Here is a 26,325-nt window from a genome sequence, read left to right as displayed (position 1 = left end):
TGCATGACAGCGCGCAAGAATGTCGTCGTGTTCGAGAAAACGTCGGTGAGATAATTCCATGAATGAAATCTGGTGGTGTTCTTATTCGACATAAATCCCCTCCTCGCTGCGACGAACCGCGCCGAGATGTCCTCTCACATCAATTTCAAATTCAGTCTGCAAACCCGACGCCGAAGTCGCCGGATCGCTACGCCCGCACTCTAACTCACCAGGTCAACTTGCCCGTTCTTTTCGGGGAAGATGGGGCATGGCCGAAGCGTGTCTCTTGCTGGCAACGTTTGAGGTCAACGTTGCAGGCAAGAAATTTCGGCATGAAACATCCGTTCTCATGTTGCTATGAGTTGTCATTCGCCATCACATGGAAAGCTTCACTAACGTGAATATCGCCGCCGATATGCACGTCCACTCAAGATTATCTCATCAGAATTATCTGAAGAGCCGCGAGTGCCGCGAGCCCCTAGAGAAATACACCACGCTCCAATTCTCGCAACGGCTTTCGCGTCGCGGCTGCGTCGCGCAAATCGAATGAGAGCACGGGACATGCTCGACTTCCGGCGCGCCCAATCAGCAACGGTTTGAATCTGCGCGTGGATTCGATGTCTTTCGTGCGGTGTTACAAATTCGCCGCGCTGTCTAAAATACTTTAAGAAAGGATAAACGAGGGCGAAACGCGAGGTCGTTTTGAAAGTGCTTCCTCACGCTATGGAGATAAGTGGTTAGCTAGGCGTATTTTTTTCTGGCTGTTTTTGCGGGTAGCCTTTGCCGGCTGCGCGCTCACCGGAGTGTCCCCGCGAAATTTATGGATATATACGTACATATATATCGAAGGAGAAAGAGCGATAGGCTCGCTTCGGAAAGGAAGAAGGCTGCCGCGCGTAGCTGGATAGCTGTTGCTTCAGGTCCAAACGATCGGATCGGGGGCGTTCCGTTTTCGTATCGCGTCGTCGCGCTGTTGAACGTGGAGCGAACGGCCGTGGCGATCGATGGCGTGATGCTGTCATCAGACGGCGCGCCGTGAGCTGCTGAAGTGTCCTGTTACCATTCCAGGGCATGATCCGATCAAGTTGATCGGACCATGCTCTATTGTCTGGTTGGTTCTTCGTGCGGCGAACAGGTCATCCCCTTCGTCGCGAAGTACTCCATCTGGCGGGCGCCGGATTCGGGTCTGGCCGCGCAAAAAATAAAGGCCCGGCGTTCGGCCGGGCCTTCTGAAAATGCCGACGCAAAGCGTCCTGATCAGCTCATTTCGCGAGCTTGGCGATTCGGTGCGTCAGCCGGGAAACCTTGCGGCTCGCATTATTCTTATGAATGATGTTCTGCTGGCCGGCTCGCATCAATTCCGGCTCCGCGCGCTTCATCGCCTGGATCGCGGCGTCACGATCGCCCTTCGCGATCGCTTCCTCGACGATCCGGACCGTGCCGCGCATCAGGGTGCGCCGCGATCTGTTGACGGCGGTCCGGCGGGCAATCTTGCGTGTCGCTTTCTTGGCGGAGGTCGTATTGGCCATGGTCTCAACGAATCCTTCGGCGGTGCCCGCCACGAGATACCAGCCGGTGGCTGGTCGTTCGATTGCGCGGATGGGCCTGAATGTGTTTTCCTGTGTTCCTGAAAATGCCGTCCCCGGAGTTCACGGCCTCGCGAGGGGTCTTTTTCAAAGAACAGCGGCGGCGGGATCGTCCCGCCGCCATTGGCGGTCTTATAGAGCCCCTGTTTTCGAGCGTCAATGTCTCCCCATGGGCGGAAGCGGCGAAAAAGGGTCTTCTCGAAACCCTCGAAAGAGACGCTGGCGAGATTGAATTTCGTGGCTTCGAGGGATAAGGGGCGATCTGCGACCGTCGGGAAATAAGGAGCGGGTGAGGCCATGATCCGTGCGATTCTTCGTTTCATCGGGCTGCTGCTGCTGGCCGGCGGTTTCATTTTTCTGATCTATGACGGCGCCCGGTCAATCGCTGATCAGGCCGTGCGGCTGACCAAACTCGGCGAGTTCTGGAACGATGTTCATCAGTCGAGCCAGCACGCGGTCCGGACCCAGATCGAAGCCTTGGCTCCCTGGATGTGGGACCTCGTCAAGCTGGTTTTGAATCAGCCAGCCTTCGCGGTGCTCGGCGTCGCGGGCCTTCTTTTGATGCTGCTGTTCCGGCCGCGACCGCCGCTGATCGGCTACGCGCGGGATTGAGCGGCTGGAGCCTGAGTATCGACCCCGCGTGGATACCCTCTGTTAACCATAGCCGCTGCGGAACCGTGCGATCTCGCTTCGCGACGATAGCCGCTATCGCCACATCCAGTTCCGACCCCAGTCAGCCTTCCAGCCCACGAGGCGTCCTCTGCGGAATTGCAGGTAGAGGCGATCCTTGCGGTTGAAGAGGTTGCTGCCGCCGTACTTTAGCAGCGCCAGGAATACCTCGTTGCCGGGTGAGCCTCCCATGTAGTTCAGGGGCTCGCCAAGCGCATTCGCGGCGGTCATCGGATCCATGCCGAAAGCCAGCGGAACGTGGTTTGAGAGCGTTTCGGTAAAAGGCGGCGAGTATGCCGGCTGCGCGCGTCCGGGGGGAACCCAGGCCGCGAAAAACGCAACAAGGCATGTCAACCAAAGGCATGTCAACCAAGAGACTGATATCCGCTGTTTCATGATGCCGCCTGGCCGGTACGACGGAATGAAGATCGTCTGGAATTTCTGACGACCCAGAATAACGTCTTTGATTGCGAAAAGCGTCTGTTTGAGAGAAGCGCCGAGGGCGGATTTAACACATTCGCGCTGTTCCTCCACGTCTCCGCGAGGGTGGCCAGGTGACCATAGGCCCTCGCCCCGAGTAGCCAGCGGGCCGGATCCCGGAGAATCCCTGGCCGACGCAGCCTGTGCCGTTGACTGTCGGAGATCGGCTTACGCAAGCGTTAACACTACCTCTTAATCTTCGCGAATCTACTTATCCGTTAAAGTTCCCAAAGCGCCGAACTGACACCCATGAGGACCAATGACGCCCACAACCGGATCGCGCAAAAGGCGCCGTTTGCTTCTCGCGTCCGACCGGATCGACCGCAGCAGAGATCTGTGGGCTATTCTGCAATGTGTAGCCGACGTTGATACCACCGGACTCTCCGGGATTCCGGAGAGTCCGGCGGGTCGATTTGCGGGTATCGTCGTCGATATCAATCTGCGCTCGCTTGAAAGCGTGATGCAGGTGCGCAGCAAGCTGTGCGCCGAAGCCTATCGATCGATGCCGCGGCTGTTCGTTCTTGCTGATACGTTTCACCACGCGTCGATGCAGGCGGGGGCGCTCGACGCCACCGATACCATCTTGCGCCCGTTGGACGCGCAAGCCGTTCTGCAGCGTGTCCGCGCCGCATTTCCGGACGACGACGGCAGCACAGCGAACGCCAACGCTCTGAATCGGGGTATTGCCGCGGCGCATGCCGTACTGGTGAAGATATTCGAGAGTCTTCCGGCCGGCGTTCCGCTCTCCTTCAGCGATGTCATGGAGGCGGAGCAGGAAATTCTGACGGCGATCAAGCTCGCTTCGTTGCGTGACTGGCTGGCCACCGTCGGGCGACACCATACTCATACCTATCGTCACTGCCTGTTCGTGACCGGCTTCGCCGCCGCCTTCGCGCAGCATCTCGGAATGCGAGAGGACGACCAGCGCCGGCTTGCGCGCGCCGCCTTGCTTCATGATGTGGGGAAGGCCTTCGTTCCCGTCGCCATCCTCGATAAACCAGGCAGGCTCGACGACGAGGAGAAGGATGAAATTCGCCGGCATGCGCGACTGGGTTACGACGCCCTCGTGAGGCAGGGCGGCTTTCCGTCCGAGATGCTCGACGTTGTTCTGCACCATCATGAGATGCTCGATGGCTCGGGCTATCCGGATGGCCTGCGTGGCGATCAGATCAGTGACATCGTGCGCCTCACCACGATCGTGGACATTCATGCCGCGCTGGTCGAGAAGCGAGCCTATCGTCTTCCCTTAACGCACGCCAAATCCTTTGCGACCATGGAGGAAATGGGCGGCAAGATCGATCAGCATTTGCTGCAGGCGTTTCGTCCGGTGGCGTTGGGATGCTGAACCTGGCCCAAAGCGCATCCTTCCATTCGAAGACCATCGGACACCGGGATCAACAGGGCGTGTGGTCGCGGGAATAAGCCTCGCGCTAATTCAACCTTGCACGGAGAAAACCGTTTCAGGTCGAGCTGGCGTCAGTCGACGGTCTGGCCGCTTTAGAGACAATCTAGATCGCTATCATTGCAAGCCTTTTTAGGCTCGGCTACGCCCTAGCCCTACTTTGGCAGATTTATTCGTGCCGTTGCATTTCGCGGAGGCGATCACGCGATCAATCTCCGCCAGCGCGATCTCCGGCTTGGACCGCGCCCCGCCATGCTCGATTGGAACACCGGCACGTTTCAAACGCGCCGGATCGCTCGTCCAACTCTCGGGCAAAAACAGCCGCAGCGCTACCATGACAGGCACTTCGCCGCGGGCAAGTGTCAGCGACACCAACGTTTGACAATTGGCCGTCTTGCCAAGGGTCGATGCATACTGCGGAGCGACGCCAACCGAACGATCACCCTTCTTCGGCAGCGATGTGTCGTCGATGACCAGCACTGCGTCGTTGCCGCCGACCAGCCGATCGGCCTGAACGAGCAACTCCGCTTCCAACGGCGCCGCGTCCCAGACGCCATCGGCGATAAAATGGTGCATCTGGTCATAGTCCGTGACCATCCGCATCTGTCACCCAACAAGCTGATCGATCGGATTCACGAACAACGTCCGGAAATCGAGGTGACCGGCCTGAACTACCGGCCGAACGCTTATGACAGCGTTCGCGTCTATGTCCGCGCACGCATCGATCCCGCGACCGGAAGTAAATATCGGCTCGACTATAGCGATGCTTTCGTGGACCCCTATGACGGGCGCGTGCTCGGTGATCGGATGTGGGGCGCGGCCCGGTTCGATCGCGTTCACATCATGCCTTTCCTCTACAAGCTGCACTATTCCCTGCACATTCCGGAGAATGTCGGCATCATTCTGCTGGGCATCATCGCCTTGATGTGGATGTTCGATTGCTTCGTCGGTTTCTATCTCACGCTGCCGATGAAGGCGGCAGCTCCGAAGGTCGCGAAAGGCAAGCAGAAGAACTGGTGGGAACGCTGGAAGCCCGCCTGGCAGATCAAGTATCAGGCACGCTTCACCCGCATCAATCTCGACATTCATCGCGCGAGCGGACTGTGGTTCTGGATCGTGATCTTCATCCTGGCCATGACGAGCGTCAGCCTCAACCTCGGTGAGGAGATCGTCAGGCCCGTCGTCCGGATCTTCGCGCAGATGGACGATGCGGAGTGGCTGCCGCCGACGACACAGCCGCCGCGTTCCGATGCGCCGCCAAGGATCACTTACGCAACCGCGGTCTCGCACGCGCTTGGCGCGTTGCCGGAGGAGAGCAGGGATCTCACGGTCGCGTATCTGTCCTACGTGAAAGATCGCAACGTCTATTGGGTGGCGTTGAAGCCTCCGGGGCGGGAGAACGCCTTCCTTCGGCTCGAACACACGCAGGTCTTCGTCGATGGAGATACTGGCGATATTCGCCGCATGCGGAGCTACGAGGCTGGAAAGGCCGGAGACAAATTCATGGACTGGCAGTTTCCGCTGCATACCGGCCAAATTCTCGGGCTTCCCGGGCGGGTCCTTATTTGCCTCGCCGGTGTCTTGGTTCTGGTGCTGAGTATCACCGGTGTCATTGTCTGGTGGAGGAAGCTGCAGGCGCGGCGCGCCTAGAGTTGGGCGCATCCGCTGTCCTGCGTTTGCGGGATGATTGAGGCGACGACCGTTGGCCGCAAAAGCGGCGGCGCCGGGTGCTCTTGTGGACTGCGGGGCGTGAGGCTTGCCCGGCGCGAAATCGCCTCCCCGGCGAGACCTGCCGGTCCCAAGTTTAGAACCGATCTATATTATTGAGATTGCAACCGTTTTGCCGTCTCACTATAGGTGCCTCACCACCGCGACGATGAGACCCAAAGCGCGCCTAACGCGTATCCCAAGCGGCGTCATGTCATGACCGAAGCCATTATCCATCCCATTGGACAACTGATCGAAAGCCATTATTTCGAGTTGCGGTCGTTCGCCCGCCGCAAGCTCCGTAACGCCACGCTCGCGGAGGACGTGGTTCAGGAAGCGTGCCTGCGGGTGGCGAGCGCGCGGAACGAGGAGATCGCGAACCCTCGCGCCTTCCTCTACCGCGTGGTCAGCAATCTCGTCATTGACCACCAACGCAAGGCCCAGCGCCACGAGCTGGTTGCCGAATGGTCTGTCGATGAGGTGGAGATCATTGACGAGTCGGCGGACGCTGAACGTCAGCTGGTCGCCAGACAGCGGCTCGCATTGCTGTCCAAAGCCATCGCCGAGCTTCCGCCGCGCTGCCGCGAATGCTTCGTTCTCCGGCGCTTCGACGGCCTCGACTACGATGAAATCGCTCGGCATATGGGCATCAGCCGCAACATGGTCTCCAAGCATCTTCGGCTGGCGATCGCTCATTGCGCCCGGCGCGTGCGGGAAGGCGATTGATTTTTTTGCGATCCGGACCTCCTGTTCTTTTGAATTTCGTCGTCATACAGGCAAGAGTGCGGCTCGACCGCAACCCTCATCCTGCGAGTCGCGCGAGGATGCTGAACCCGGCCATGGAACACGGCGACAAGACATCGATCCTGGATGAAGCTGCCGAATGGTACATCAGGCGCGACGGTGGAATGCTGTCGGCGACTGAGCGGGCTGAATTCGAGCGATGGATCAGCGATCCCGTGAACCGGGCCGCCTACGCGGAAATCGATGCGACATGGCGTGAGGTGGCGGTGCTTCCACGCCCGGCCATCGCATCCGCGCACCTATCATCATCGAGGCGCTCGCTATGGCGCGGCATCCGTCAGCAGGCGCTGGCGGCGGCGGCCGCCGTCCTTGTGATTTTTGGCGCGGGATATAGCCTCGACCTGCCGATGCGCTTGCAGGCCGACGCCTATACCGGGACCGGAGAAACCAGGACGGTTACACTTTCCGATGGCTCAAGCGCCGTGCTCAACACAGCGAGCGCGATCGCGATCGATTATTCCCCCGGCGTGAGGCGCATCCGCCTGCTTCGCGGCGAGGCGTTGTTCACGGTGGCCAAGGATGCGTCGCGGCCGTTTCTCGTTGATGCCGACGCTGGCGAGGCGCGGGCGCTGGGAACGGCCTTTGCGGTGCGGCGGGAGGACGAGGGTGTTTCCGTCACCGTGCTGGAGAGCCGCGTCGGCGTGTCATACCTTGCCGGACGGTCCCCCGTGGTCGAACTGTCGCCCGGTGAGACCGTGCGTTATTCGAGCGCTGGCGTGGGGGCGGTCCGATCGGTCGATGCGGGCGCGGAAACGGCGTGGCAGCGCGGCAAGCTGATTTTCGTCGATAAGCCGCTGGGTGAGGTGATCGCCGAACTCAATCGCTATCACTCCGGTCGTATTCAGATCACTGACAGCTCAATCAGCAGTCATCCCGTGAGCGGCGTGTTCGACATGCGCAATCCCGTCGGCGTGCTCGACGCCATCGAGGGAACGCTCGGCCTGCATTCAACGCGGCTGACGAATCTCCTGATCCTCCTGCACCGCTAGAGCGTTTTCGAGCGAAGTGGATACCGGTTCGCGTAAAGAAAACGCGACCAGACAATAACTTCCAGAGCATGATCCCGACCCGAAGGGCCGCGCCAGCGCAAAGTGGGTACCGGTTTTCGGGAAAGATCATGCTCGAATGAAGAATAACGTCAGAGTCCAGGTCAGCCTTTTCTGAATTCGGACTGTGACGCGATTTTATTTTCGTCCGCGACATCCCCGTTTGGCGCCGCCCGGCGTCACACCAATGAAGACCCTGTCTGCGGAAGCCTCGAACGGCGAGCGCGGCGCGGGAGCTTGAGGGGTATATCGGGGGCGCGGGATGCGATCGAAGATCAATAATAATGGACAAGGCACGAGCTGGAAGAGGTTGGCGGCGGTCCTGAGTGCAACAACAGCGCTCTCAACACTGCTGATGCCGATTCAAGTGAACGCGCAATCCGCGTCCCAGGCGACAGCCGTGGCTTCATCCGCGCGAAGCTATGCGATTCCAGCCGGCCCGCTGGCTAACGCGCTCAATCGTTTTGCTGATATATCGCAGCTTCAGCTGCTTTACAGCGGGGAAACGACACGCGGCTTGCGTACCCGCGGACTCAACGGCACCTACACGTCGCAGCAGGCGCTGGCGCAACTTCTCGGCGGCACCGGACTCACGTTTCGATTCTCGGGCGGTTCGAACGTCACGATCGAGCGGCCGGGCGCGCCCGTGGCGGTCGGCGGAGTGCCGGCCGACGCAATCTCGCTCGATACCATCGACGTGGAGGGAGCATCGTCGAGCGATCCCGGCCGGACCGAGGGCACGGGCGTCTATACGCCGAGCGTGACAGCGACCGCCACGGGGCTTCAACTCAGCCCACGCGAAACGCCGCAGTCGGTCAGCGTCATCACGCGTCAGCACGTCGAGGATTTCAACCTGAGATCGGTCAGCGAGGTCATCGATCATACGCCGGGCCTCAGCACCGTGAATGCCGGAGGTGAACGAACCATGTTCTATGCCCGTGGTTTCATGGTTCGGAATTTCCGGTATGACGGGGTGCCGATCTCTTTTCAGAACTTTGCCGGCGCCAACGCCACCACCGAGCAGCGAACGGACATGGCGATGTACGATCGGGTGGAAGTTCTGAAGGGAGCGTCGGGCCTTTTGACAGGCGTCGGCGACCCCGGCGCGACGATCAACATGATCCGCAAGAAACCGACCCGCGCGTTTCAGGGCTACACGACGCTCAACGCTGGTTCCTGGAACGACTATCGCGGTGAACTCGACATTAGCGGTGCGCTGAACGAGAGTGGGACCGTGCGTGGCCGCTTCGTCACCGCACATCAGGATAATGAATCGTACCTCGATCATTATCACCGTAAAAGCTCGCTGTTTTACGGGATCGTCGAGGCCGATCTGACGCCGGATACGTTGTTCACTGTCGGCGCGGACTATCAGCGCAGTCTTCCGAGAGGAACGGCCCACGGCGTGATCCTCATGTTCAACCGCCTCGGCGAATTCAACGAAATGCCGCGGTCGTTCAATCCCGCGACGAACTGGAGCACCTGGGAGGCGTACACCTACAACAGCTTCGCCAAGCTCGAACACCGGTTCGACAACGAATGGAGGGTCAAGCTGCAACTCAACCATCAGATTGGCGGTTACGACGCCACGGTCGGCTGCGCCTGTGGCGGCTTTCCTGACCCGCTGAACGGCTCAGGCGTGACGATGTGGCGGAACGTGTGGACCAGCAAGGCTGAAACAACAGCGGCCAATGTTTATGCGAGCGGACCGCTCTGGCTGTTCGATCGCAAGCACGAACTTGTTCTCGGCGGCAGCACATCAAGACAAAACCGGGTGCGTGTAAATCACAACGCGGCTGACTCGAACGTCAATGTGCCCGACTATTATAACTGGACCGGCAACTTTCCCAAGCCGGGGTGGATACCGTTCCTGCCGGACGATCCCAACAAAGAGATTTTTGAAGAGAACTCATTCTACGCGATGACGCGGCTTCAGGCACATGACAGGCTGAAGGTGTTACTGGGCGCGCGCATCACAAACTATGAAGCGCGACAACGCGTCTTTGGAGTCAGCACCCATCTGAAAAAGTCGGGTCAGGTAATCCCGTATTACGGCGCCATCTTCGATATCACCGATGTTCTTTCCGCCTATGCCAGCTACACCGGAATTTTCCAGCCCCAGGCAGCACTGAATGAGCAGGGCACGACGCTCCCGCCGATCGAAGGCATAAATACGGAGGTCGGTCTCAAGGCCGCCTTTCTCGACGGACGCATCAACGCCAGCGCCGCATACTTTCAAGTCAAGCAGGACAACTACGCGGTCCCGACCGGTGGTCTCACGCCAAACGGAACACCGGCCTACCGTCCGGCGGACGGCGTGGTCACCAAGGGTTTTGAACTGGAAATTTCGGGTCAACTCTCGCCGCGGTGGCAGCTTCAGGCCGGGTTCACCCACAACATCTCGATGCTGAATAATGAGAGGGTTTCCGCGTTCACTCCGGCGAACCAGTTCACGTTCTACAGCACCTACAAGCTCGACGGCGCGCTCGATGGTTTGATGGTAGGCGGCGGTACGCGCTGGGTGGATACGACCTCGGATAAAGTCACGCACCCGATTGATGGCTCGATATGGCATACCGCGCCGAGCTATTGGGTCGTGGATGCGATGGCGAGCTACAAGTTCAACGATAAGTTGTCAGCCACGCTCAACATCAGGAACCTGCTCGATAACAAATACTATACGTTCTATGGCTGGTACAATGGCTACTCATGGGGCGCGCCGCGCAGCGTGCTGCTCAGCATGACATACAGGTTCTGACGGGCGCTCAATTACGGTTGGATTCGCGTGATCTCCATCGACCAGGGCACAGAGTGATGGACCAGCCAGCGCGCGTTCATCGGTATGCATGTTAACCCTGACTGGGCTGTCAGCCCTTTCGCCGCTCACCCGGCGCAAGTCCCATCTGGCCGGCATGCCCATTCGGCGCGCAAAAGGATGCTGAACCTGCGGTAAATCACCGCGAGACAGCTCTCACTGGCGATGAGCACGGTATATTGCCAGGGAAATCCCGGTGCCGCACCTCCTCTCTCCCCTCGGTTGTCTCTTGCAAAAACTGGTGCGCCGCCTATGAGAAGGGGCCCGGAGAGATGGCCGAGTGGCTTAAGGCGCACGCTTGGAAAGCGTGTGTGCGGGAAACCGTACCGTGGGTTCGAATCCCACTCTCTCCGCCACTTCAGTCCCTGAGTGGGGCACTGAATTTACGCCACTTCCCGCCACCAGCGTCTGTAGCAGCCGGGCTTGATCCCATGATGCGAACCTCGCCTGCGGCGACTTGAGCCGACCGGCCGGGGCTGTCAGCAGGCCGCGATAAAGTTGTGCATTCAACACGCAACGCCGCGCGGCGGAATATGTTCGCCGGCGGCGCTGGCTGATACGCACTGGGCGCTGAAATTCCCAGCGATAATGAGTTGCTCGAGCCCAGCCAAAGGTTCAAACCTACTTTCGTCCTTCTTCATCAGGCCGCAGGTCCGTCATTCTCGACGCGAGCCCGAATTGATCGCTGCGCGCGCTGCTTGCGCAACTGGCTGAGACAGCCGGGAAAGCTGTGCTGCGGTCATAGGCGGTGCCTTTCCTGATCCTAGAGCCTTTCCGCTTCTGATTGAATCAGAAGCGGGGCTCTATGATTTTGTTTTGACGCGTTTTCTTCGCGGGAACCGGATCCAATTCGCTCGAAAACGCTCTCTCAGCAGCGCAACGTCGTGCTCTTCGGCGGCACCGGCACAGGCAAAACCTACCTGGCCATCGCAATCGCCAGAAGCTGCATCCGATCCGGTGCCCGCGGTCGCTTTTACAACGTGGTCGACCTCGTCGATCGCCTCGAGATCGAGACCCGTAACGGACGTCAGGGCCGGCTTGCCGAACATCTGACCCGGATGGACTTCATCGTGCTGGACGAACTCGGATATCTACCCTTTGCCCAATCCGGCGGCCAACTTCTGTTTCCATCTCGTCAGTCGGCTCTATGAGCGCGCTTCCGTCATCGTCACAACCAATCTCGCTTTCGGAGAATGGCCCAGCGTATTCGGCGACGCCAAGATGACCACCGCGCTGCTCAATCGGTTGACCCATCACTGCGACATCGTCGAAACCGGCAACGACAGCTGGCGATTCAAAAGCCGCGACGGCGATCACGCCAGCCGCGCTCGTCCCGTCTCCGCAATCCCGGCCAGCTCCGACGAGACAAGCGCTACCCTCAAACCACGCCGCGCGAAGGGGTCAAAAGTTGGACGCCGATACGGGGTCAAAGTTCGGTGCCGATTGACAGGAATTGTTCTGCGATGGCTCTTTAGATGTGTCCCGAAGTATATTCCGATGTGCGATGCGACGGAGTTGAGGGCCAAGAGGTGTGCCACGTCGCCGTTCTAATTTCGGGAGCTCAATACTGAACGAACCTTCCGTAATTCATCGGCAAGACGCTCTAAGGACCCCGAACACGGTGGTCTCTAGAATTTGACGGACGCAAATAAACGAATGTTGCGTCCGGGCTGCAGAACCTCGTCCTTCTTGTAAGATTGATGAAAACGAATGCTGTCGTTCAGCAGGTTCTCTCCCCTCAGGCCGATCGTCAGTTCCGTCGGGAATGTCGGAGTAGGCAGTTTCGCCATATAGCTCACCTCCGCGTTGAGCAGATTGTATCCGGGGGTGGGAGTCTCGAATGCGCCCAGATTGTTCTGGGCAAACGCGTGCAGGAGATTGATGCGCGCGCTCCAGCTCGGATCGCGGTAGAACAGTCCGCCGCCGAGGCGATAGGGCGGTATCTTGGGCACGTAGCTGCCATCCGCGAATGTGGCGCGGACGATATCGTATTGCGCCTCCACGCCCCATATTCCATCCCACAGACGCGCCACGTCATGTTCGAGCTGGAATTCGCCTCCCATGAAGGTGGCGTCACGCTGCGAATAGATGATCTGATCGAAGCTTGCGCCCGGCGCGCCACACGTTGCAAAACTGTCGTTGCACATCAGCCCTGTAAAATTCTTGTAGATGAAGTTTTGGTATTTTGTGTAGTAGGCGGAGATTTCGAACCGCGTATCGCCGCGTCCGCGCTTCAATCCGATTTCCAGCGTGTCGGCCTTTTCCAGCGTCATCGTCGGGTCGCCGATTTCGAATGTTCGCGGTGTGTCGTGGGGGCCCTTGTAGAAAAGTTCGACAGGGTCCGGAGCTCGCTCGACATGCTGCGCCGTGACGCGCGCAACCATGCCATACGGCAGGTCGTACAGCAGTCCGGCGCTTGCGCTGACAGGCAGGAAGCTGCGATTGACCGCGAAGAGGCTTGGCTGGTCGGGGGGTGGAAGATACGACGATGGAAAGCTTGCACCGGTGCCGGCGATGGCGATGCGTTCCATTCGAACGGCGCCTTGCATGCGCAAGGCGGGCATAAGCTGCAGTTCCTCGAAGATGAACGCCGCGAGGTTCTCCGCGCGCGCCGGGGACAGTAATTCCTCTTGCGCACCTTTAACGGAGAGTCGGCGGCGTCCCCATTGCAAGCCCGCCGCGCCCGTCAGTTCTCCGAATGCCGTACTGAACGGCAGATGCGACACCTCCACGCGTGATTCGAGTTCTCTGTTCCGGAACGTAGAGCCGATATTGGTCGCCGCGCCCAGACCGTCGATCTCGTCGTGCTTGTAGTCGGTAAACCCGAGCCAGTAACGAAGTGTATCGATCCCGCTTTCGCCGAGCCGCCATTCGCCCCGGCTGCTCCATTTCGATTGGAGCAGATCGATATGATTTTTCTCGCGGGCAGAATCGATGCCCGGAATAAAGTATGTCGTGGCCGTGCTTTGGTAGGACACGCCGATGAAGCCATCCTTGAAAAGATGGGAGCCGCCGATACCATATCCTTGCGACGCGTAGCTTGAATTTTCCTGGATCCCGCCCGGAATGCGATAGTCCCCGGCGGTTCGTTTGAAGGTGTCGACATGGAGAGCGAAATCCCCGCCTCCGGCATCGAGAAGCAGCGCGCCATCCTTGCCGCCGCTGACGCTGTTCAAACCACCACGCGCCTCGAACGCAACTCCGTTCGGCGGAATCACTGTTGGAATGCGTCCGTTGTTTGCGCTGACCACGCCGCCGATCGCCTGTGAACCATACCGCAATGTGCCCGGACCTCGGATAACTTCGACGCTGCCGGCAACAAGCGGGTCGATGGTCACAGCGTGATCTTCTCCAAGATTGCCCATGTCATGAGAGCCGATCCCGTTCTCCTGTGTTCTCACGCGGAAGCCGCCCAGTCCGCGAATGACGGGTCGGCTGGCAACCGGTGAAAAGGTGGTGGATGAGACGCCCGGCGTTGTGCTCAGCGCGTCGCCCAGTGAGGCGGCGCCTCGGGTCAGCCCCTGCTGGGAGGTCATCACGGATACCGACGTAAACGACGATGCTGCGGCAACGGACTGAGAAGTCGCCCCTGGGTAGCCGGTCTCGTCGCTGTTCGGCGCTGTCTGTATCGGGTTCGGGGATGTGACGACCACTTCCGGAAGATCGATCGTCTGCGCCACGGCAGCGCTTGAAAAGGCCATCACGCACGTCTGCAAAAACCACCGGGAAAATCTCACGCTCACCACCTTAGATCGCGAATAGGTCGCAATAGCATTTATTATTATTATAGTTGCGAATGCCTCGCAAGAGCGAAAGATGTGATATCGCGAGAACTCCGCGGGGGGTGTGCTCCGGTCCTGCCGCTCGGGGATGCGGTGTCACACTGAGGGTTGCGGAAAATGCCAGACCTGGCTGGCCGCGAGCGGACGGGTACGACGAGGGAGGATGGCGTTACCGAGAGCCGGGTTGCGCGCTGTTCGCGACGGCTGGCTCCTGAAGATCCTGCGGAAGCGGCGATCCCGTCACCGGGTCGTCCACGAGCGCTCCCGCCTCGCTGCCGGCTGCATCAGGATCTTCCCGGAGCGGACGACGAAAGCTGCGGATCGTTGTTCTGACAGGCGTTCTACACGCGAACCGAAGTCTGTCCCCGGATCAAGCCCGTAGCCATGGCGCTCGAAAGGCTTCAACCCCGTTGAATCCGATTCAACCCCGTTAAATCAGACTTGTCGCTTATCTTTTTGTTTGAGCATGATCTTATCCGAAAACCGGTTTCCACTTTGCGCTGGCGCGGCCCTTCGGGTCGGGATCATGCTCTACAGGCCACCGATGCGTTCAAGCTCCGCGACCAGCCGCTCCAATGCATCGGCAAGCATCGGGCCGCCGCACACCGTGAGGTCTTCAGGAACGATGATCCGCCGCGATGGCGGATACATCTTTTCCAGCGCGGGGTGCAGGAGCAGCGCGCTGCCCTGGTCTTCAGCGATATTGCTGCCGTCCGATATCAGGATGAGATCGGGCCGGGCGGCGACGATGGTTTCAAGCTTGGCGAATCCGCCGTACCGAATGCCGAGGCGGGATGCCGCGTTCGTGAGCCCGGTGGCCGAGAGCAATGTGCTGGCGAGGCTGTCGGCGCCGGACACCCAGCCGCGTCGCGACAGCGCCAGCACCTGATAGCGCTTGCGCGCCGTTGCCTTCCTTGCGCGGGCGATCGCGGCGTCGAGTCGCGCGATCTGCATTTCCGCGCGATCCGGATGCCGGACGAGATCGCCCATCCGGCGAATCTGGTCCTTCACGTCATCGATCGATTTCGCGACATCGAACTCGGCCACGCGCATCCCTTGCTGCTTCAGGAGCTCCCGTGTCGCATGCTTGGTGTAAGGAGTGGCGACGACAACGTCGGGTCCGAGTATCAGCACGTCTTCGGCCTCGCCGGAGAGCCGCCGATAGTTCTTCGCCTCGTCCGCGGCGTGGGAGCGCACGGCATCGCGCGAGTAAGGGCTGAGGCCGACGATCTGTGCGGGGTCGGCGAGCGCCATCAGAAGCTGGTCTGTGCATAGATTGATCGAAGCAACGCGCGGCGGATCGGCGGCGTGCGCGAGCGTGACGATTCCGATGGCGAAGGCCAGGACGGCAGCGGCAAGATCGATGCTTCGGGCGGCGAAATCCGCGCGGATCGCGTTGCGAAAGAGATGCGGCCGCGAAAGCCGCGACATCGCGATCACGCCTCCGCCCAAGGCACCAGAACGATTTCGTGTTCATGGTCGGCGCGATAGGTTCTGATGCGAAAGACCTCGGCCATGACCGCTTCCGACAGCGCGCCGGCGGGTGGGCCCTGCGACACCAGACGTCCCTCTGACATCACCAGAACGGTATCGGCGAAACGTGCCGCGAGTCCGAGATCATGTGTCACCACGATAACCAGCGTTCCGTTGTCGGCCGTTGCCCGCAGCTTGATAAGAACCTCGATCTGATAGCGCGGATCGAGCGATGCGGTCGGTTCGTCGGCCAGAAGCACCGGCGCTTCCACCGCCAGCACCCGCGCCAGCGCGACCCGGCTGCGTTCGCCGCCCGATAATTCCGTCACGCGGCGATCGCTCAGATTGAGCACGTCGGCCATCTGCATCGCCCGCGCCACGGCGTCGGCATCATGGCCGGACAGCCTTCCGGGATCATATGCGCCATGCGGGTAACGTCCGAGCGCCACGACATCCCTGGCCGGCAGCGGCCAATGCACCTGGTGCCCCTGTGGAAGATAGGCGAAACGGCGCGCGCGTTCCCGAAGGCTGAGAGATGACAGCGCATCGCCGCAGATCTCGATCCTGCCTTCGGACGGCAGCAGTCCCGCCAGCGCCCGGAGCAACGTGGTCTTGCCGGCGCCGTTCGGCCCGACCAGCGCGACAAGGCGCCTGCCCGGCAGCGTCAGCGAAATGTCGCTCAGGACAAGCCTCTTTCCGAGATGCACGGACAGCGACGACGCGACGAGAACAGCGTCCTCGCTCATGCCACCCCTCCACCCAGAGCCCGCCGCTCGCGCACGATCAAATAGAGGAAGAATGGTACGCCGATCAACGCGGTCAGGACGCCGACCTTGATATCCGAGGTCGAAGGAATGACACGCACCGCGATATCGGCCGCGAGCAGGAGCACAGCGCCGGTCAGCGCGCTCGGCACCAGCAGCCGTGACGGGTCGTAGCCGATCAGAGGGCGCATCAGATGCGGGGCCACCAGCCCGATGAAGCCGATGGCGCCGGACACCGCGACCGCGCCGCCAATCCCCAGCGCAACGCCGAGGATCGTCCACAGCCGAAGCCGGCCGACATTGACTCCCAGGCTGAGCGCGGCCTCCTCACCGAGACTGAGCGTGCGAAACGCATGACGCTGGCTCATCAGCGTCGCGGCTCCCGCGGCGATGAACGGCAGCGCCAGCGCCACATGCCGAAAGCTGCGGTCCTCCAGCGACCCCAGCAGCCAGAATGCAATTTCCAGCGCAGCGAAAGGGTTGCTTGAAAGGTTCATGGTCAGCGACGTCGCCGCGCCGGCAAGAGCGGAGATCGCCAGCCCGGCGAGGATCAGGATCAAGAGGCTGGTATCACGCCCCGCGATCACGAGCAGCACGAACACGGAAGTAAATGCCGCCAGGATCGCCGCCACCGGCAATGCGAAGGAATGAATGTCGGCCCATCCCAGCGCGATCAGCAGCACCGCGCCGAACGCCGCCGCCTGCGGCGCGCCGAACAGCGACGGCGACGCCAGGGGATTGCGCACGAGTCCCTGCAGGGCGGCGCCTGATAAACCGAGAATTCCGCCGATGACGATCGCGAGGATCGCTCGCGGCAAACGGATCTCCAGCACGATGATCCGCTGGACGTCGCCGCCGCCACCAAACAAGGCATGGAGGATCGTTGTCGGTGACAGCGCCACGGGTCCGATCCCCAGCGACACCAGCGTCAAGGCCGCGACACCCGCACACAACGCCAGCGTCACGATCATGCGCTGGCGGCCGGCGGGGTGTGCGATCACCATGTGACGTTGAAAGCAGGGCAAGCCGCGGATCCGGTCTGCCGGGCAGCCAATTTCAGAAAGCTCATGACGCCCCCATTTTTCCTGACCGGCTATCTTTCCGACCCGCCGAGAGGTAGCCGGGCAGCTCCTGCTCGAATTCGGGGAAGTAGCGGGAAATCACGGAAATGTCGAAGCGGGCGAGGATCGACTCCTTCGGCTCCCGGTCGAGCAGGAAGCGAAAGGCGGCCTCGATGCATCGCTCCGGCGTGTGCTTGCCGGCCGTCAGTTGCTGGCTGTTGGCTTCAGACATTGTAACGCGGTGGCGGGTTTCGCCCTTTCCCTCCCGCACCACGACCTCGAAACCGAGGGGGTCGCCGTCGTCAACCCGCTGAACCTCGATCATATCCTGCTCCTGTCCCGGAGACCGCTGCTCGTCTCCGCTTCATCGTTCTGATATCGCGCCGGATCCCATCCGCCTTGAAGCCAAGATCTGAATCCAAGAGATGATGCCGAAATGATAGAACTCTCGCAAAAGGCTAAATACTAAATAGCGAGATTGACTGGTATCATTCGATAAATCAGCAGAATCCGTTTCCGCGATTTTCGTTCTCGATTTCCACTTCGGGATTGAACCTCGTTGTATCAACACAACACGAAAGGACATTCAATAAGGCGAAGGACACATCGGTCTCATGCCGCAAACCGAGCAACAGCCCGAGACGCCTTCGCCATTTGCGGCCCCGCAGGTGAGCGTTCCAAAGGGCGGCGGGGCTATTCGGGGATTGGGCGAGAAGTTTCAAACCAATCCGGTCAACGGCACGGCAGCCCTCACCATTCCCATTCCTCTGAGCAGTAGTCGCGGCGGGTTTCAACCGGCGCTCGCTTTGTCTTACAGTTCCGGCTCGGGCAACGGCCCTTTCGGGCTCGGCTGGACTCTCGGCCTTCCGTCCATTTCCAGGCGGACGGATAAGGGTGTTCCGCGCTACGTGCCTTTCGCGCGCCATGCCGAAAATGTCGCGGCAGCCGACGCGGCCGCGGATATCTTCCTGTTGTCCGGATCGGAAGATCTCGTCCCGGTCACCGCGGACGATGCGCCGTGGGCGGCCTATCGGGAGGTGAACGGTTACTTCGTGCGAGCCTTCCGGCCTCGTATCGAAGGGACGTTCTCGCGGATCGAGAGTTGGACCCGCATCGCGGACGGCGACACCCACTGGCGCACCATATCCGCGGGCAACATCCTCACCGTATATGGCGAAACGCTGGCGTCACGCGTTGCGGACCCGGAAGATACACAGCGGATTTTCGAGTGGCTCATCTGCCGCAGCTACGACGATCGCGGAAACGCCATCGCGTACGACTACGTGGCGGAAGGTGATGACGGCGTCGATATCACCCGTTCGAGCGAGCGGCTCCGGGTCCGAAGCGCGAACAGGTACCTGAAACGTATCCGGTATGGAAACCGCAGGCCGGTTCTGCTCGATGTTTCATGCGACTCGGCGCGCCGCCATCATCTTCCGCAGCCGCAGATCGATCCGCAAACCGGGTGGCTGTTCGAAGTCGTGCTCGACTATGGCGACGAAACATTCGCGCATGAACCCGAGGCCGAAGGATTTGGACGCGTTCGCTGGACGGAAGCCCGGCCGCTGCCGAGGCATTTGCGTCCCGATTCATTCTCAAGAACGCGCGCCGGTTTCGAGGTCCGCACGCATCGATTATGCCAGCGGATTCTGATGGCGCATCGCATGCCGGAGCGGCTCGGGACCGCGCGAACGCTCGTGCGCGACATTCATCTCGATTACGATGCCAGATCGCTCGGCACGCGTCTGGCGCGCGTCACGCAATCCGGATACCGGCTGCTTGACGAAGGGTTGTACCGGCGCCGATCCCTGCCCGCGCTGCTGCTGGACTATACGCCCAGTCCGCTCGACGATGCGGCACCCCAAAAGTGGAAGGTCGAGCATCTTTCACGCGACAGTCTCGAGAATCTTCCCGCGGGCGTCGCTGGCCATGGCTATCAGTGGACGGACCTTGATGGCGAGGGAATCGCGGGCGTGCTCGCCGAGGAGGCGGGCGCCTGGTACTACAAGCCCAATCGCGGGCACGGCAGGTTCGGCCCCGTTCAGGTGGTTCGCTCCAGGCCTATCGGCGAGAGCGGCCGATCGCAACTCATCGATCTCGATTCGGACGGCCGCCTGGAGCTTGCGACGCTCGCGCAGGGCACCGGCGGATACTTCGATCGTACCGAGGAGGGCGGCTGGACGCCGTTCCGGCCGTTCCGCGCCTTTCCGCTCGTCGATTTCAGCAGTCCGAACGTTCGTCTGACCGATCTGTCGGGTGATGGGCTGGCGGACATTCTGATCATGGATGATCAGGCGATCACCTGGCATCCTTCCCTTGGCGATGCCGGTTTCGGCGAAGCGGTGCGCGTGCGGGTGCCGTGGAACGAGGAGCGCGGTCCGCGCGTGCTGTTCGGGCATGCGGATCAGGCGGTGTTTCTCGCCGACATGTCGGGTGACGGGCTGGCCGACCTCGTTCGTGTTCGCAACGGCGAGGTCTGCTACTGGCCCAATCTCGGCTACGGCCGATTCGGGACCAGGGTCACGATGGAGGGCGCGCCTTGCTTCGACGAGGACGGCATCTTCGATGCGCGCCGGCTTCGCTTCGCCGATGTCGATGGCTCCGGGCCAACCGACATCATCTATGCCGGGCGCAAGGGCGTCCAGATCTTCCTCAATGAAAGCGGCAACGGACTGAGTGAGCCGCGCACGATCTCAGAGATGGTGCTGACCGAGGGTGTGTCGCTCGACGTCTTCGATCTTCTTGGCCACGGGACGGCTTGCCTTGTGTGGTCGACCGCGCTTGCGGGCATCGCATGGCGTCCGGTCGAGTTCATCGATCTTGCGCGCGGCGTCAAGCCGCATCTGCTGGCGCGCTACGACAACCAGCTCGGTGCGGAAACCCGGCTGACGTACAAGTCCTCCACCGAGTTCTATCTTGCCGATCGAGAGGCGGGGCAGCCCTGGATCACGCGCCTGCCGTTTCCCGTGCACGTCCTTGAACGGACCGAATCGATCGACCACGTCAGCCGGAATCGATTCGTGACGCGCTTCGCATACCATCATGGCCACTATGATGGCGAGGAGCGCGAGTTCCGCGGCTTCGGCATGGTCGAGCAGTGGGATACCGAACGGCTTGCGGCGTTCGACGGCGGCGGCTTGCCGACCGACAACATCGCCGCCGGCTCGCACGTGCCCCCGGTGCACACCAAGAGCTGGTTCCACACCGGTATCCAGCTCGGGGCTTCACGCGTCTCCCGTCTGTTCGAGCGCGAGTATTTTCGCGAGTCTGGATTGACGCTCGCGGCGGCTCGCGCCGAGCTTCTCGATGACACCATCGTGCCGTCAGGCTTGACGCCGGAAGAAGAGCGGGAGGCGTGCCGATCGCTGAAAGGCGCAATGTTGCGCCAGGAGGTCTATGCGGACGATGCCGAGGGGCCGCTGGCGACGCCTGCGCGAATCCGGCGAGCGCGCACGCCTTACACGGTGACGGAACAGAACTTCAGCGTCCGGATGCTTCAGCATCGCGGCCGCAATCGCAACGCGGTATTCTTCACGCACGAGCGTGAATCGATCACTCATCACTACGAACGCAATCCGAACGATCCGCGTTGTCAGCACAAGCTGACGCTGGAAGTGGACGGTTATGGAAATGTGCTCAAGCAGGTTGCGATTGCCTATGGCCGCCGGGCCTCTCCGCTGCCGACGCCATGGGATCGCGCGCGGCAAACGGCTCCGCTGTTGACCTATATCGAGACACGCTTCACCAACGCCGTCACGCTGCCCGATGCCCAGCGCAATCCGCTTCCCTTTGAGACGATCACCTTCGAGCTGACCGGCTATGCGCCGACGGCGAAGAACCGCCGGTTCCAGGCCGCGGATTTCATCGAGCCCGATCCGGTGCAGACAGGCCGTCTGCGCCATAAGCGATCAGGCCCTGATGTTGCTTATGAAGCGACCGCCACGGGAGATCAGCGGCGGCGGCCAGTTGAATGGGGCCGAACCCTTTATCGGCGCAACGATCTGGACGGGCTGCTGCCGCCCGGCGAAATTCAATCGCTCTGTCTGCCCGCTGAAAGTTACAAGCTCGCATTCACGCCGGGTCTCCTTGATCAAACGTTCCAGCGCCGCCGTGCGGGGCAGCGCCCTGAAGCTTTGCTGCCCGATCCCGCGGCCGTGCTGGGCGGACGGGATGCGTCGAGCGGAGGCTACGTCGATCTCGACGGGAACGGCCACTGGTGGGTGCCCTCCGGCCGCTCGTTCTTTCACGTGCAGGATGTCTCCGCCGCCGAGGAACTTGCGGAAGCGGCTGCTCACTTCTTCATGCCGCGTCGTTATCGCGGTCCGTTCGGCGCGGACTCGTTCGTCGATTTCGATGCCTACGATCTGCTGATCACGGAGACGCGCGATGCGCTAGGCAATCGCGTAACGGTCGATAACTATGACTACCACGTGATGCAGCCGTCCGCCGTCAGCGATGCCAACCGCAACCGGACGGAAGTCATCTTCGACACGCTCGGCATGGTTGCGGGCACCGCAGTCATGGGCAAACCGCAGCCCGCGCCGACGGAAGGCGACACGCTGGCCGGATTCGTCGCCGATCTCGATCAAGCGCAGCTCGACGGTCTGTTCGGCGACGGCGATCCACACGCGATCGCCAAGATGCTCCTCGCGGGAGCCACCACGCGCGTCGTCTATGACGTGGATCGTTTCCGACGCACGCGGGCGGCCTGTCCGGACGATCCGGCGCGATGGCAGCCGAGCTGCAGCGCGACGCTCTCTCGCGAGACGCATGTCAGCGCGCCGTTGCCCCCACAGGGCCTGAAGGTTCAGCTCACCTTCTCTTACTCCGACGGTCTCGGCCGCGAGATTCAGCGGAAGGTTCAGGCGGAGCCGGGACCACTCGACGTCAACGATCCGCACGCACCTTTCCTCGATCGGCGCTGGGTCGCCACCGGCTGGACGATCTTCAACAACAAAGGCAATCCGGTTCGCCGGTTCGAGCCGTTCTTCAGCACCACGCAGCGATACGAGTTCGGCGTGTGCGTCGGCGTAAGTCCCGTGGTTTTCTATGATCCGACCGGGCGGGTGATCGCCACATTGCATCCGAATCATACCTTTGAGAAGGTGGTGTTCGATGCCTGGAGCCAAACGACATACGATACCAACGACACCTGCGCGGCGCGCAACTCGCAAACGGGCGATCCACGTACCGATGAGGATATCGGCGGATTCGTCGCCGGGTACTTCAAGGCGCTGCAATCCTCGTCGGACCAGCCGTGGAAGACCTGGTACCAACAACGCGTCGACGGCGGGCTTGGAAAGGAAGAACGGGTCGCCGCTGAACGCGCCGCGGCGCATGCGGACACCCCGAGCACGGCGCATCTCGATGTCCTCGGACGTCCGTTCCTCACGGTGGCACGGAATCATGTGGTCTGTCCCGGTCACGATCTCGACGGCCGGGAAGAGGATTTAGCCACGCGTGTCGAGCTTGATATCGAAGGCAATCAACGCGTGGTGCGCGACGCGGTACAGCAAGACGGCGATCCGCTCGGCCGGATCATCATGCGCTACGTCTACGACATGGCCGGCAATCGCATTCACCAGTCCGGCATGGAGGCGGGCGCGCGCTGGACGATCCAGGATGTGCTCGGCAGCTCAATTCGAGCGTGGGACAGCCGCGGACACCTCGTCACGACCGCGTACGACGCGTTACGTCGCGCAACGGAGACAAGGGTGCGCGGCACAAGCGCCGAATCGGATCCCCGGACGTGCGACCGCGATATCCTGATCGAGCGCAGCGAGTACGGCGAAGGTGTTGCGAATGCTGAAGCGCTCAATCTGCGAACGCGTGTTTTCCGCCAGTTCGATGCGGCCGGCATCGTCATCAGCGCGAGGGTCGACGCGAACGAGACGCCTGTTGAATCCTTCGATTTCAAGGGGAATCCGATTCACAGCACGCGTCGCCTCGTTGCGGATTACAAGGCGATTGTCGACTGGAGCCTGAATCAGAGGCTGGATTGCGAGGTCTTTGAAAGCAGCACGCGCTACGACGCGCTCAATCGGCCGATCCAGTCGATCGCGCCTCGCAGCAACCTCGTGCGGGGAGGGCGGTCCAGGCCGTTCAACGTCATCCAGCCGGTTTTCAACGAAGCGAACTTGCTGGAGCGCATCGATGTCTGGCTTGAGCGCGCGGATGAGCCCGCTGCGTTGCTGGATCCGAGCGATGAGACGCCTTCACCGGCGGGGGTGGCGGGTATCGACTATGACGCCAAGGGCCAGCGTTTGTCCGTTCACTACAAGAACGGAGCGCGCACCTCCTATCGCTACGATCCGCTCACGTTCCGACTCGCTGAACTTCTGACCCGGAGCGAGGCCGCTGACCGGTTGCAGAACCTGCATTACACTTACGATCCAACAGGCAACATCACGCACATTCGCGACGACGCGCAGCAGGCGGTCTTCTTCAGAAACAAATGCGTCGAGCCGAGCAGCGATTACACCTACGACGCGCTTTATCGATTGATTCAGGGAACCGGCCGGGAACATCTTGGCCAGGGCGGCGCATCCGTTGCGTATGCCCCCGACGATTCCGCTCGCCTGGGCCGCGGCCTGGCGGACTCCGCCGGACACCTGGCTCCCGACGATGGCAATGCGATGGGCCGGTATATCGAGCGTTATGTGTACGACGCTGTCGGAAACTTCCTGAAGATGCAGCATCGTGGCAGCGATCAGGCGAAGCCAGGCTGGACACGATCCTATGACTACCAGGAATCGAGCCTGACGGAAGATGGAGTGGACGGCGCGCGGCTCAAGACGAGCAACCGTTTGACCCGCAGCACGCTTGAGCAGGGAAGCTGCTCCCCGCAGGCCGAGTCCTATCTGTACGATGCCCACGGCAATTTTGTCCGCATGCCTCATCTCGGTGGGGGCGCGCCCGGTCCCAACATGCACTGGGACTACAAGGATCAACTGCGTCAGATCGATCTGGGCGGCGGCGGAAAGGCGTTCTACGTCTACGATGGATCGGGCGCGCGCATCCGAAAAGTTTGGGAGAAGGCGGCGGGTCTCACGGAAGAACGCATCGACTTCGGAGGTTTCGAAATCTTTCGCAGGCACGAAGGCGCGGGCGCGGACGGCATCGGCCCGCAGACAGCGGCGCTGGAGCGCGAGACCTTGCACGTGATGGACGACAAGCAGCGCATCGCGCTGGTGGAGACGCGCACCGTCGACACCGCGCAGGATGATCCGATGCCGCGCCGGTTGATCCGATATCAATTCGGCAACCATCTCGGCTCCGCCTGCCTCGAACTGGACGACCGGGCGCGGATTATTTCCTACGAAGAATACGCGCCTTATGGCAGCTCGACCTATCAGGCGGTGCGCAGCCGGACCGATACGCCGAAGCGATATCGGTACAGCGGCAAGGAGCGCGATAACGAAAGCTCTCTGTATTACAGCGAAGCTCGGTACTACGCTGACTGGCTGGGACGATGGACGGCGTCCGACCCGAAAGGGCTCGTCGATGGGTCCAACACCTACGCCTATGTTCGCAACAACCCGCTGAGCTTCACAGACTCGACCGGCACGCAATGTGATCCGGCCACTCAATCCTGCCTCGATCCGACCCTGGCGACCCTCGACGAGCAGTCGATGACGTGCCACGCGCCGGATTCCTTGAGCGCGACGGCCGCGAGCGGGACGAGTTCGCTGCTCGGAAGTTTCATGAGCGTCGCCGGTTCGACGCCTCCGGTCCCGGCCGCCGCGCCGGTGCAAGCGGCGAATTCGGTCGATGACCTGCTGACGTTCCTGCACGCGCAGTCGGGATTCGAGACCGGCGCGGTGAGGCCGCCGACGTTCAACTCCCGCTCCGCAAGTCCGTTCGGGACGGCCGCTCATGCCCAAGCGACGGGCGTTCTCGATGAAATGAAACAGCTCGGCTTTCTGGGCGCAGAAAATATCTACTCGGAGGTACGCGTCGTGAATGGCGTCGTCACGCAGATCGGCGGCGTGCCGGGCGGACCAAGAGGCGCGCATAATCTGGACATCCTCGTGACCCGGCCGGGGACGACGCTCGCGGTGGGCGATGACATCTCCGGTGGTTTCGCCGCACAGCTTGGCGATTTGAAGTACGGCGGTGGCGTCATGGATCCGAAGTACGCGGTCCATGGATCGCCGCTTTCCACGATCAACGGCCGCACGACCTCCGGTCCGATGCCGGCGTTTCCCGAAGTGGCGGCTCCGGGAATGACGGGCGGCGCGCGCTGGCTCGCCGCAGGTGGAGGTGCGTTCAACGCTGCCGGGGGCTTCTTCATGCTGGCGAGCATCGACACCGAGACCGATCCCGGCATCGTCACCGCAGGCAAGGTGACCAGCGGCGGCGCAAGCCTGGCTGGAGGTGGAATGATGGTCGGCGGCGCCTGGCTGGGCAGAGCGGGTCTCGTCGCGGTCGGAGGCACGGCAGCCGCGGTCGGAGGAGTCATTGCCGCTCCGATCATGTTCTATGAAATGAGACCTCGGGGCTGGATAGCCATTGATCCGGATTTGAAGGAGCGAGCCATGCAGCGATACCGCAACGGAGAGAACGTCAACCCGTTCTGTGCCCAATGTCACGGTCCGGGAGGAGCGCTGGATCCGAACAATGACTGGAATGCCGGAGGAGCTCGTCGCGCGGCTTTCGAGAGGAGGCTGCAATGGAAATATCTGGGAGACTAGAGCGTTTTCAAACGAAGCGGACGCCGGTTCGCGTGAAGAAAACGCGTCAAACCAAAATCAGAGA

15 protein-coding genes, 1 tRNA gene and 2 pseudogenes are annotated in these 26,325 nt (G+C 61.2%); 10 read left to right on the top strand and 8 right to left on the bottom strand.

The window, feature by feature from the left end:
• Positions 1-1,241 precede the first annotated feature (1,241 nt).
• Positions 1,242-1,508 carry a 30S ribosomal protein S20 gene (rpsT, locus tag NWI01_RS08470; protein WP_141383433.1) on the bottom strand — a complete coding sequence of 89 codons (267 nt, stop codon included), beginning with the start codon at positions 1,506-1,508 and terminating at the stop codon, positions 1,242-1,244.
• A 354-nt stretch (positions 1,509-1,862) separates the two neighbouring features.
• Here rpsT and NWI01_RS08465 point away from each other — a divergent pair, with 354 nt between their 5' ends.
• Positions 1,863-2,177 (top strand): hypothetical protein, encoded by a 315-nt coding sequence (locus NWI01_RS08465; RefSeq protein ID WP_141383432.1) that lies wholly within the window; start codon positions 1,863-1,865, stop codon positions 2,175-2,177.
• Between the two features lie 93 nt (positions 2,178-2,270).
• Here the strand turns inward: NWI01_RS08465 and NWI01_RS20275 are convergent, their stop codons facing one another.
• Positions 2,271-2,465 (bottom strand): hypothetical protein, encoded by a 195-nt coding sequence (locus NWI01_RS20275; protein ID WP_375782174.1) that lies wholly within the window; start codon positions 2,463-2,465, stop codon positions 2,271-2,273.
• A gap of 7 nt (positions 2,466-2,472) precedes the next feature.
• Here NWI01_RS20275 and NWI01_RS20270 point away from each other — a divergent pair, with 7 nt between their 5' ends.
• Positions 2,473-2,679 carry a hypothetical protein gene (locus NWI01_RS20270; RefSeq protein WP_375782173.1) on the top strand — a complete coding sequence of 69 codons (207 nt, stop codon included), beginning with the start codon at positions 2,473-2,475 and terminating at the stop codon, positions 2,677-2,679.
• Positions 2,680-2,973: 294 nt separating this feature from the next.
• Positions 2,974-4,059 carry an HD-GYP domain-containing protein gene (locus tag NWI01_RS08455; RefSeq protein WP_141383431.1) on the top strand — a complete coding sequence of 362 codons (1,086 nt, stop codon included), beginning with the start codon at positions 2,974-2,976 and terminating at the stop codon, positions 4,057-4,059.
• 249 nt (positions 4,060-4,308) lie between these two features.
• Here the strand turns inward: NWI01_RS08455 and NWI01_RS08450 are convergent.
• A pseudogene (locus tag NWI01_RS08450) lies at positions 4,309-4,704 on the bottom strand (IS701 family transposase); the annotation flags it as partial.
• Between NWI01_RS08450 and NWI01_RS08445 the strand changes: the two are divergent.
• From NWI01_RS08445 to NWI01_RS08420, 6 genes and pseudogenes are all read left to right on the top strand, one after another.
• A complete protein-coding gene (locus NWI01_RS08445; protein ID WP_141383430.1) occupies positions 4,684-5,766 on the top strand; it encodes a PepSY-associated TM helix domain-containing protein in 1,083 nt (360 codons plus the stop codon). The pseudogene NWI01_RS08450 and the gene NWI01_RS08445 overlap by 21 nt on opposite strands.
• A 273-nt stretch (positions 5,767-6,039) precedes the next feature.
• The gene (locus NWI01_RS08440) at positions 6,040-6,549 is read left to right on the top strand and encodes an RNA polymerase sigma factor (protein WP_141383429.1); all 510 of its coding nucleotides are present in this window, start codon (positions 6,040-6,042) and stop codon (positions 6,547-6,549) included.
• Between the two features lie 113 nt (positions 6,550-6,662).
• On the top strand, positions 6,663-7,616 hold the full coding sequence (locus tag NWI01_RS08435; RefSeq protein ID WP_181410415.1) for a FecR family protein: 954 nt from the start codon (positions 6,663-6,665) through the stop codon (positions 7,614-7,616).
• A gap of 457 nt (positions 7,617-8,073) precedes the next feature.
• On the top strand, positions 8,074-10,431 hold the full coding sequence (locus tag NWI01_RS08430; RefSeq protein ID WP_244613696.1) for a TonB-dependent siderophore receptor: 2,358 nt from the start codon (positions 8,074-8,076) through the stop codon (positions 10,429-10,431).
• 323 nt (positions 10,432-10,754) lie between these two features.
• Positions 10,755-10,844 (top strand) — tRNA-Ser (locus NWI01_RS08425).
• 507 nt (positions 10,845-11,351) lie between these two features.
• Positions 11,352-11,935: pseudogene (locus tag NWI01_RS08420) on the top strand (ATP-binding protein); the annotation flags it as partial.
• A 181-nt stretch (positions 11,936-12,116) separates the two neighbouring features.
• On the opposite strand, the gene NWI01_RS08415 reads toward NWI01_RS08420, so the two are convergent.
• The 5 genes from NWI01_RS08415 to NWI01_RS08390 form a co-directional block, all read right to left on the bottom strand.
• On the bottom strand, positions 12,117-14,189 hold the full coding sequence (locus tag NWI01_RS08415; RefSeq protein ID WP_244613697.1) for a TonB-dependent receptor: 2,073 nt from the start codon (positions 14,187-14,189) through the stop codon (positions 12,117-12,119).
• Positions 14,190-14,801: 612 nt separating this feature from the next.
• Positions 14,802-15,701, bottom strand: a complete 900-nt coding sequence (locus tag NWI01_RS08405) for an ABC transporter substrate-binding protein (protein WP_141383425.1) — start codon at positions 15,699-15,701, stop codon at positions 14,802-14,804.
• 5 nt (positions 15,702-15,706) lie between these two features.
• On the bottom strand, positions 15,707-16,489 hold the full coding sequence (locus tag NWI01_RS08400; protein ID WP_141383424.1) for an ABC transporter ATP-binding protein: 783 nt from the start codon (positions 16,487-16,489) through the stop codon (positions 15,707-15,709).
• Positions 16,486-17,511 (bottom strand): FecCD family ABC transporter permease, encoded by a 1,026-nt coding sequence (locus NWI01_RS08395; protein ID WP_141383443.1) that lies wholly within the window; start codon positions 17,509-17,511, stop codon positions 16,486-16,488. The genes NWI01_RS08400 and NWI01_RS08395 overlap by 4 nt, the downstream gene beginning before the upstream one ends.
• 61 nt (positions 17,512-17,572) lie before the next feature.
• Positions 17,573-17,893, bottom strand: coding sequence for a hypothetical protein (locus NWI01_RS08390; protein WP_141383423.1), 321 nt, complete (start codon positions 17,891-17,893; stop codon positions 17,573-17,575).
• A gap of 289 nt (positions 17,894-18,182) precedes the next feature.
• On the opposite strand from NWI01_RS08390, the gene NWI01_RS08385 reads away from it, so the two are divergent.
• Positions 18,183-26,261 (top strand): SpvB/TcaC N-terminal domain-containing protein, encoded by an 8,079-nt coding sequence (locus NWI01_RS08385; RefSeq protein ID WP_210242955.1) that lies wholly within the window; start codon positions 18,183-18,185, stop codon positions 26,259-26,261.
• Positions 26,262-26,325 lie beyond the last annotated feature (64 nt).

The sequence above is a fragment of the Nitrobacter winogradskyi genome, assembly GCF_006539545.1.
Taxonomy (GTDB): Bacteria; Pseudomonadota; Alphaproteobacteria; order Rhizobiales; family Xanthobacteraceae; genus Nitrobacter; species Nitrobacter winogradskyi_A.
Note: the sequence above shows the minus strand (reverse complement) of the source record. Positions and strands in the feature narration are given on the sequence as shown.

Bases quoted from the DNA above. Each gene is read 5' to 3' on its own strand.
- rpsT (WP_141383433.1), bottom strand. From the start codon at position 1,508: ATGGCCAATACGACCTCCGCCAAGAAAGCGACACGCAAGATTGCCCGC.
- NWI01_RS08465 (WP_141383432.1), top strand. From the start codon at position 1,863: ATGATCCGTGCGATTCTTCGTTTCATCGGGCTGCTGCTGCTGGCCGGC.
- NWI01_RS20275 (WP_375782174.1), bottom strand. From the start codon at position 2,465: ATGACCGCCGCGAATGCGCTTGGCGAGCCCCTGAACTACATGGGAGGC.
- NWI01_RS20270 (WP_375782173.1), top strand. From the start codon at position 2,473: ATGCCGAAAGCCAGCGGAACGTGGTTTGAGAGCGTTTCGGTAAAAGGC.
- NWI01_RS08455 (WP_141383431.1), top strand. From the start codon at position 2,974: ATGACGCCCACAACCGGATCGCGCAAAAGGCGCCGTTTGCTTCTCGCG.
- NWI01_RS08445 (WP_141383430.1), top strand. From the start codon at position 4,684: ATGGTGCATCTGGTCATAGTCCGTGACCATCCGCATCTGTCACCCAAC.
- NWI01_RS08440 (WP_141383429.1), top strand. From the start codon at position 6,040: ATGACCGAAGCCATTATCCATCCCATTGGACAACTGATCGAAAGCCAT.
- NWI01_RS08435 (WP_181410415.1), top strand. From the start codon at position 6,663: ATGGAACACGGCGACAAGACATCGATCCTGGATGAAGCTGCCGAATGG.
- NWI01_RS08415 (WP_244613697.1), bottom strand. From the start codon at position 14,189: ATGGCCTTTTCAAGCGCTGCCGTGGCGCAGACGATCGATCTTCCGGAA.
- NWI01_RS08405 (WP_141383425.1), bottom strand. From the start codon at position 15,701: ATGTCGCGGCTTTCGCGGCCGCATCTCTTTCGCAACGCGATCCGCGCG.
- NWI01_RS08400 (WP_141383424.1), bottom strand. From the start codon at position 16,489: ATGAGCGAGGACGCTGTTCTCGTCGCGTCGTCGCTGTCCGTGCATCTC.
- NWI01_RS08395 (WP_141383443.1), bottom strand. From the start codon at position 17,511: ATGGTGATCGCACACCCCGCCGGCCGCCAGCGCATGATCGTGACGCTG.
- NWI01_RS08390 (WP_141383423.1), bottom strand. From the start codon at position 17,893: ATGATCGAGGTTCAGCGGGTTGACGACGGCGACCCCCTCGGTTTCGAG.
- NWI01_RS08385 (WP_210242955.1), top strand. From the start codon at position 18,183: ATGCCGCAAACCGAGCAACAGCCCGAGACGCCTTCGCCATTTGCGGCC.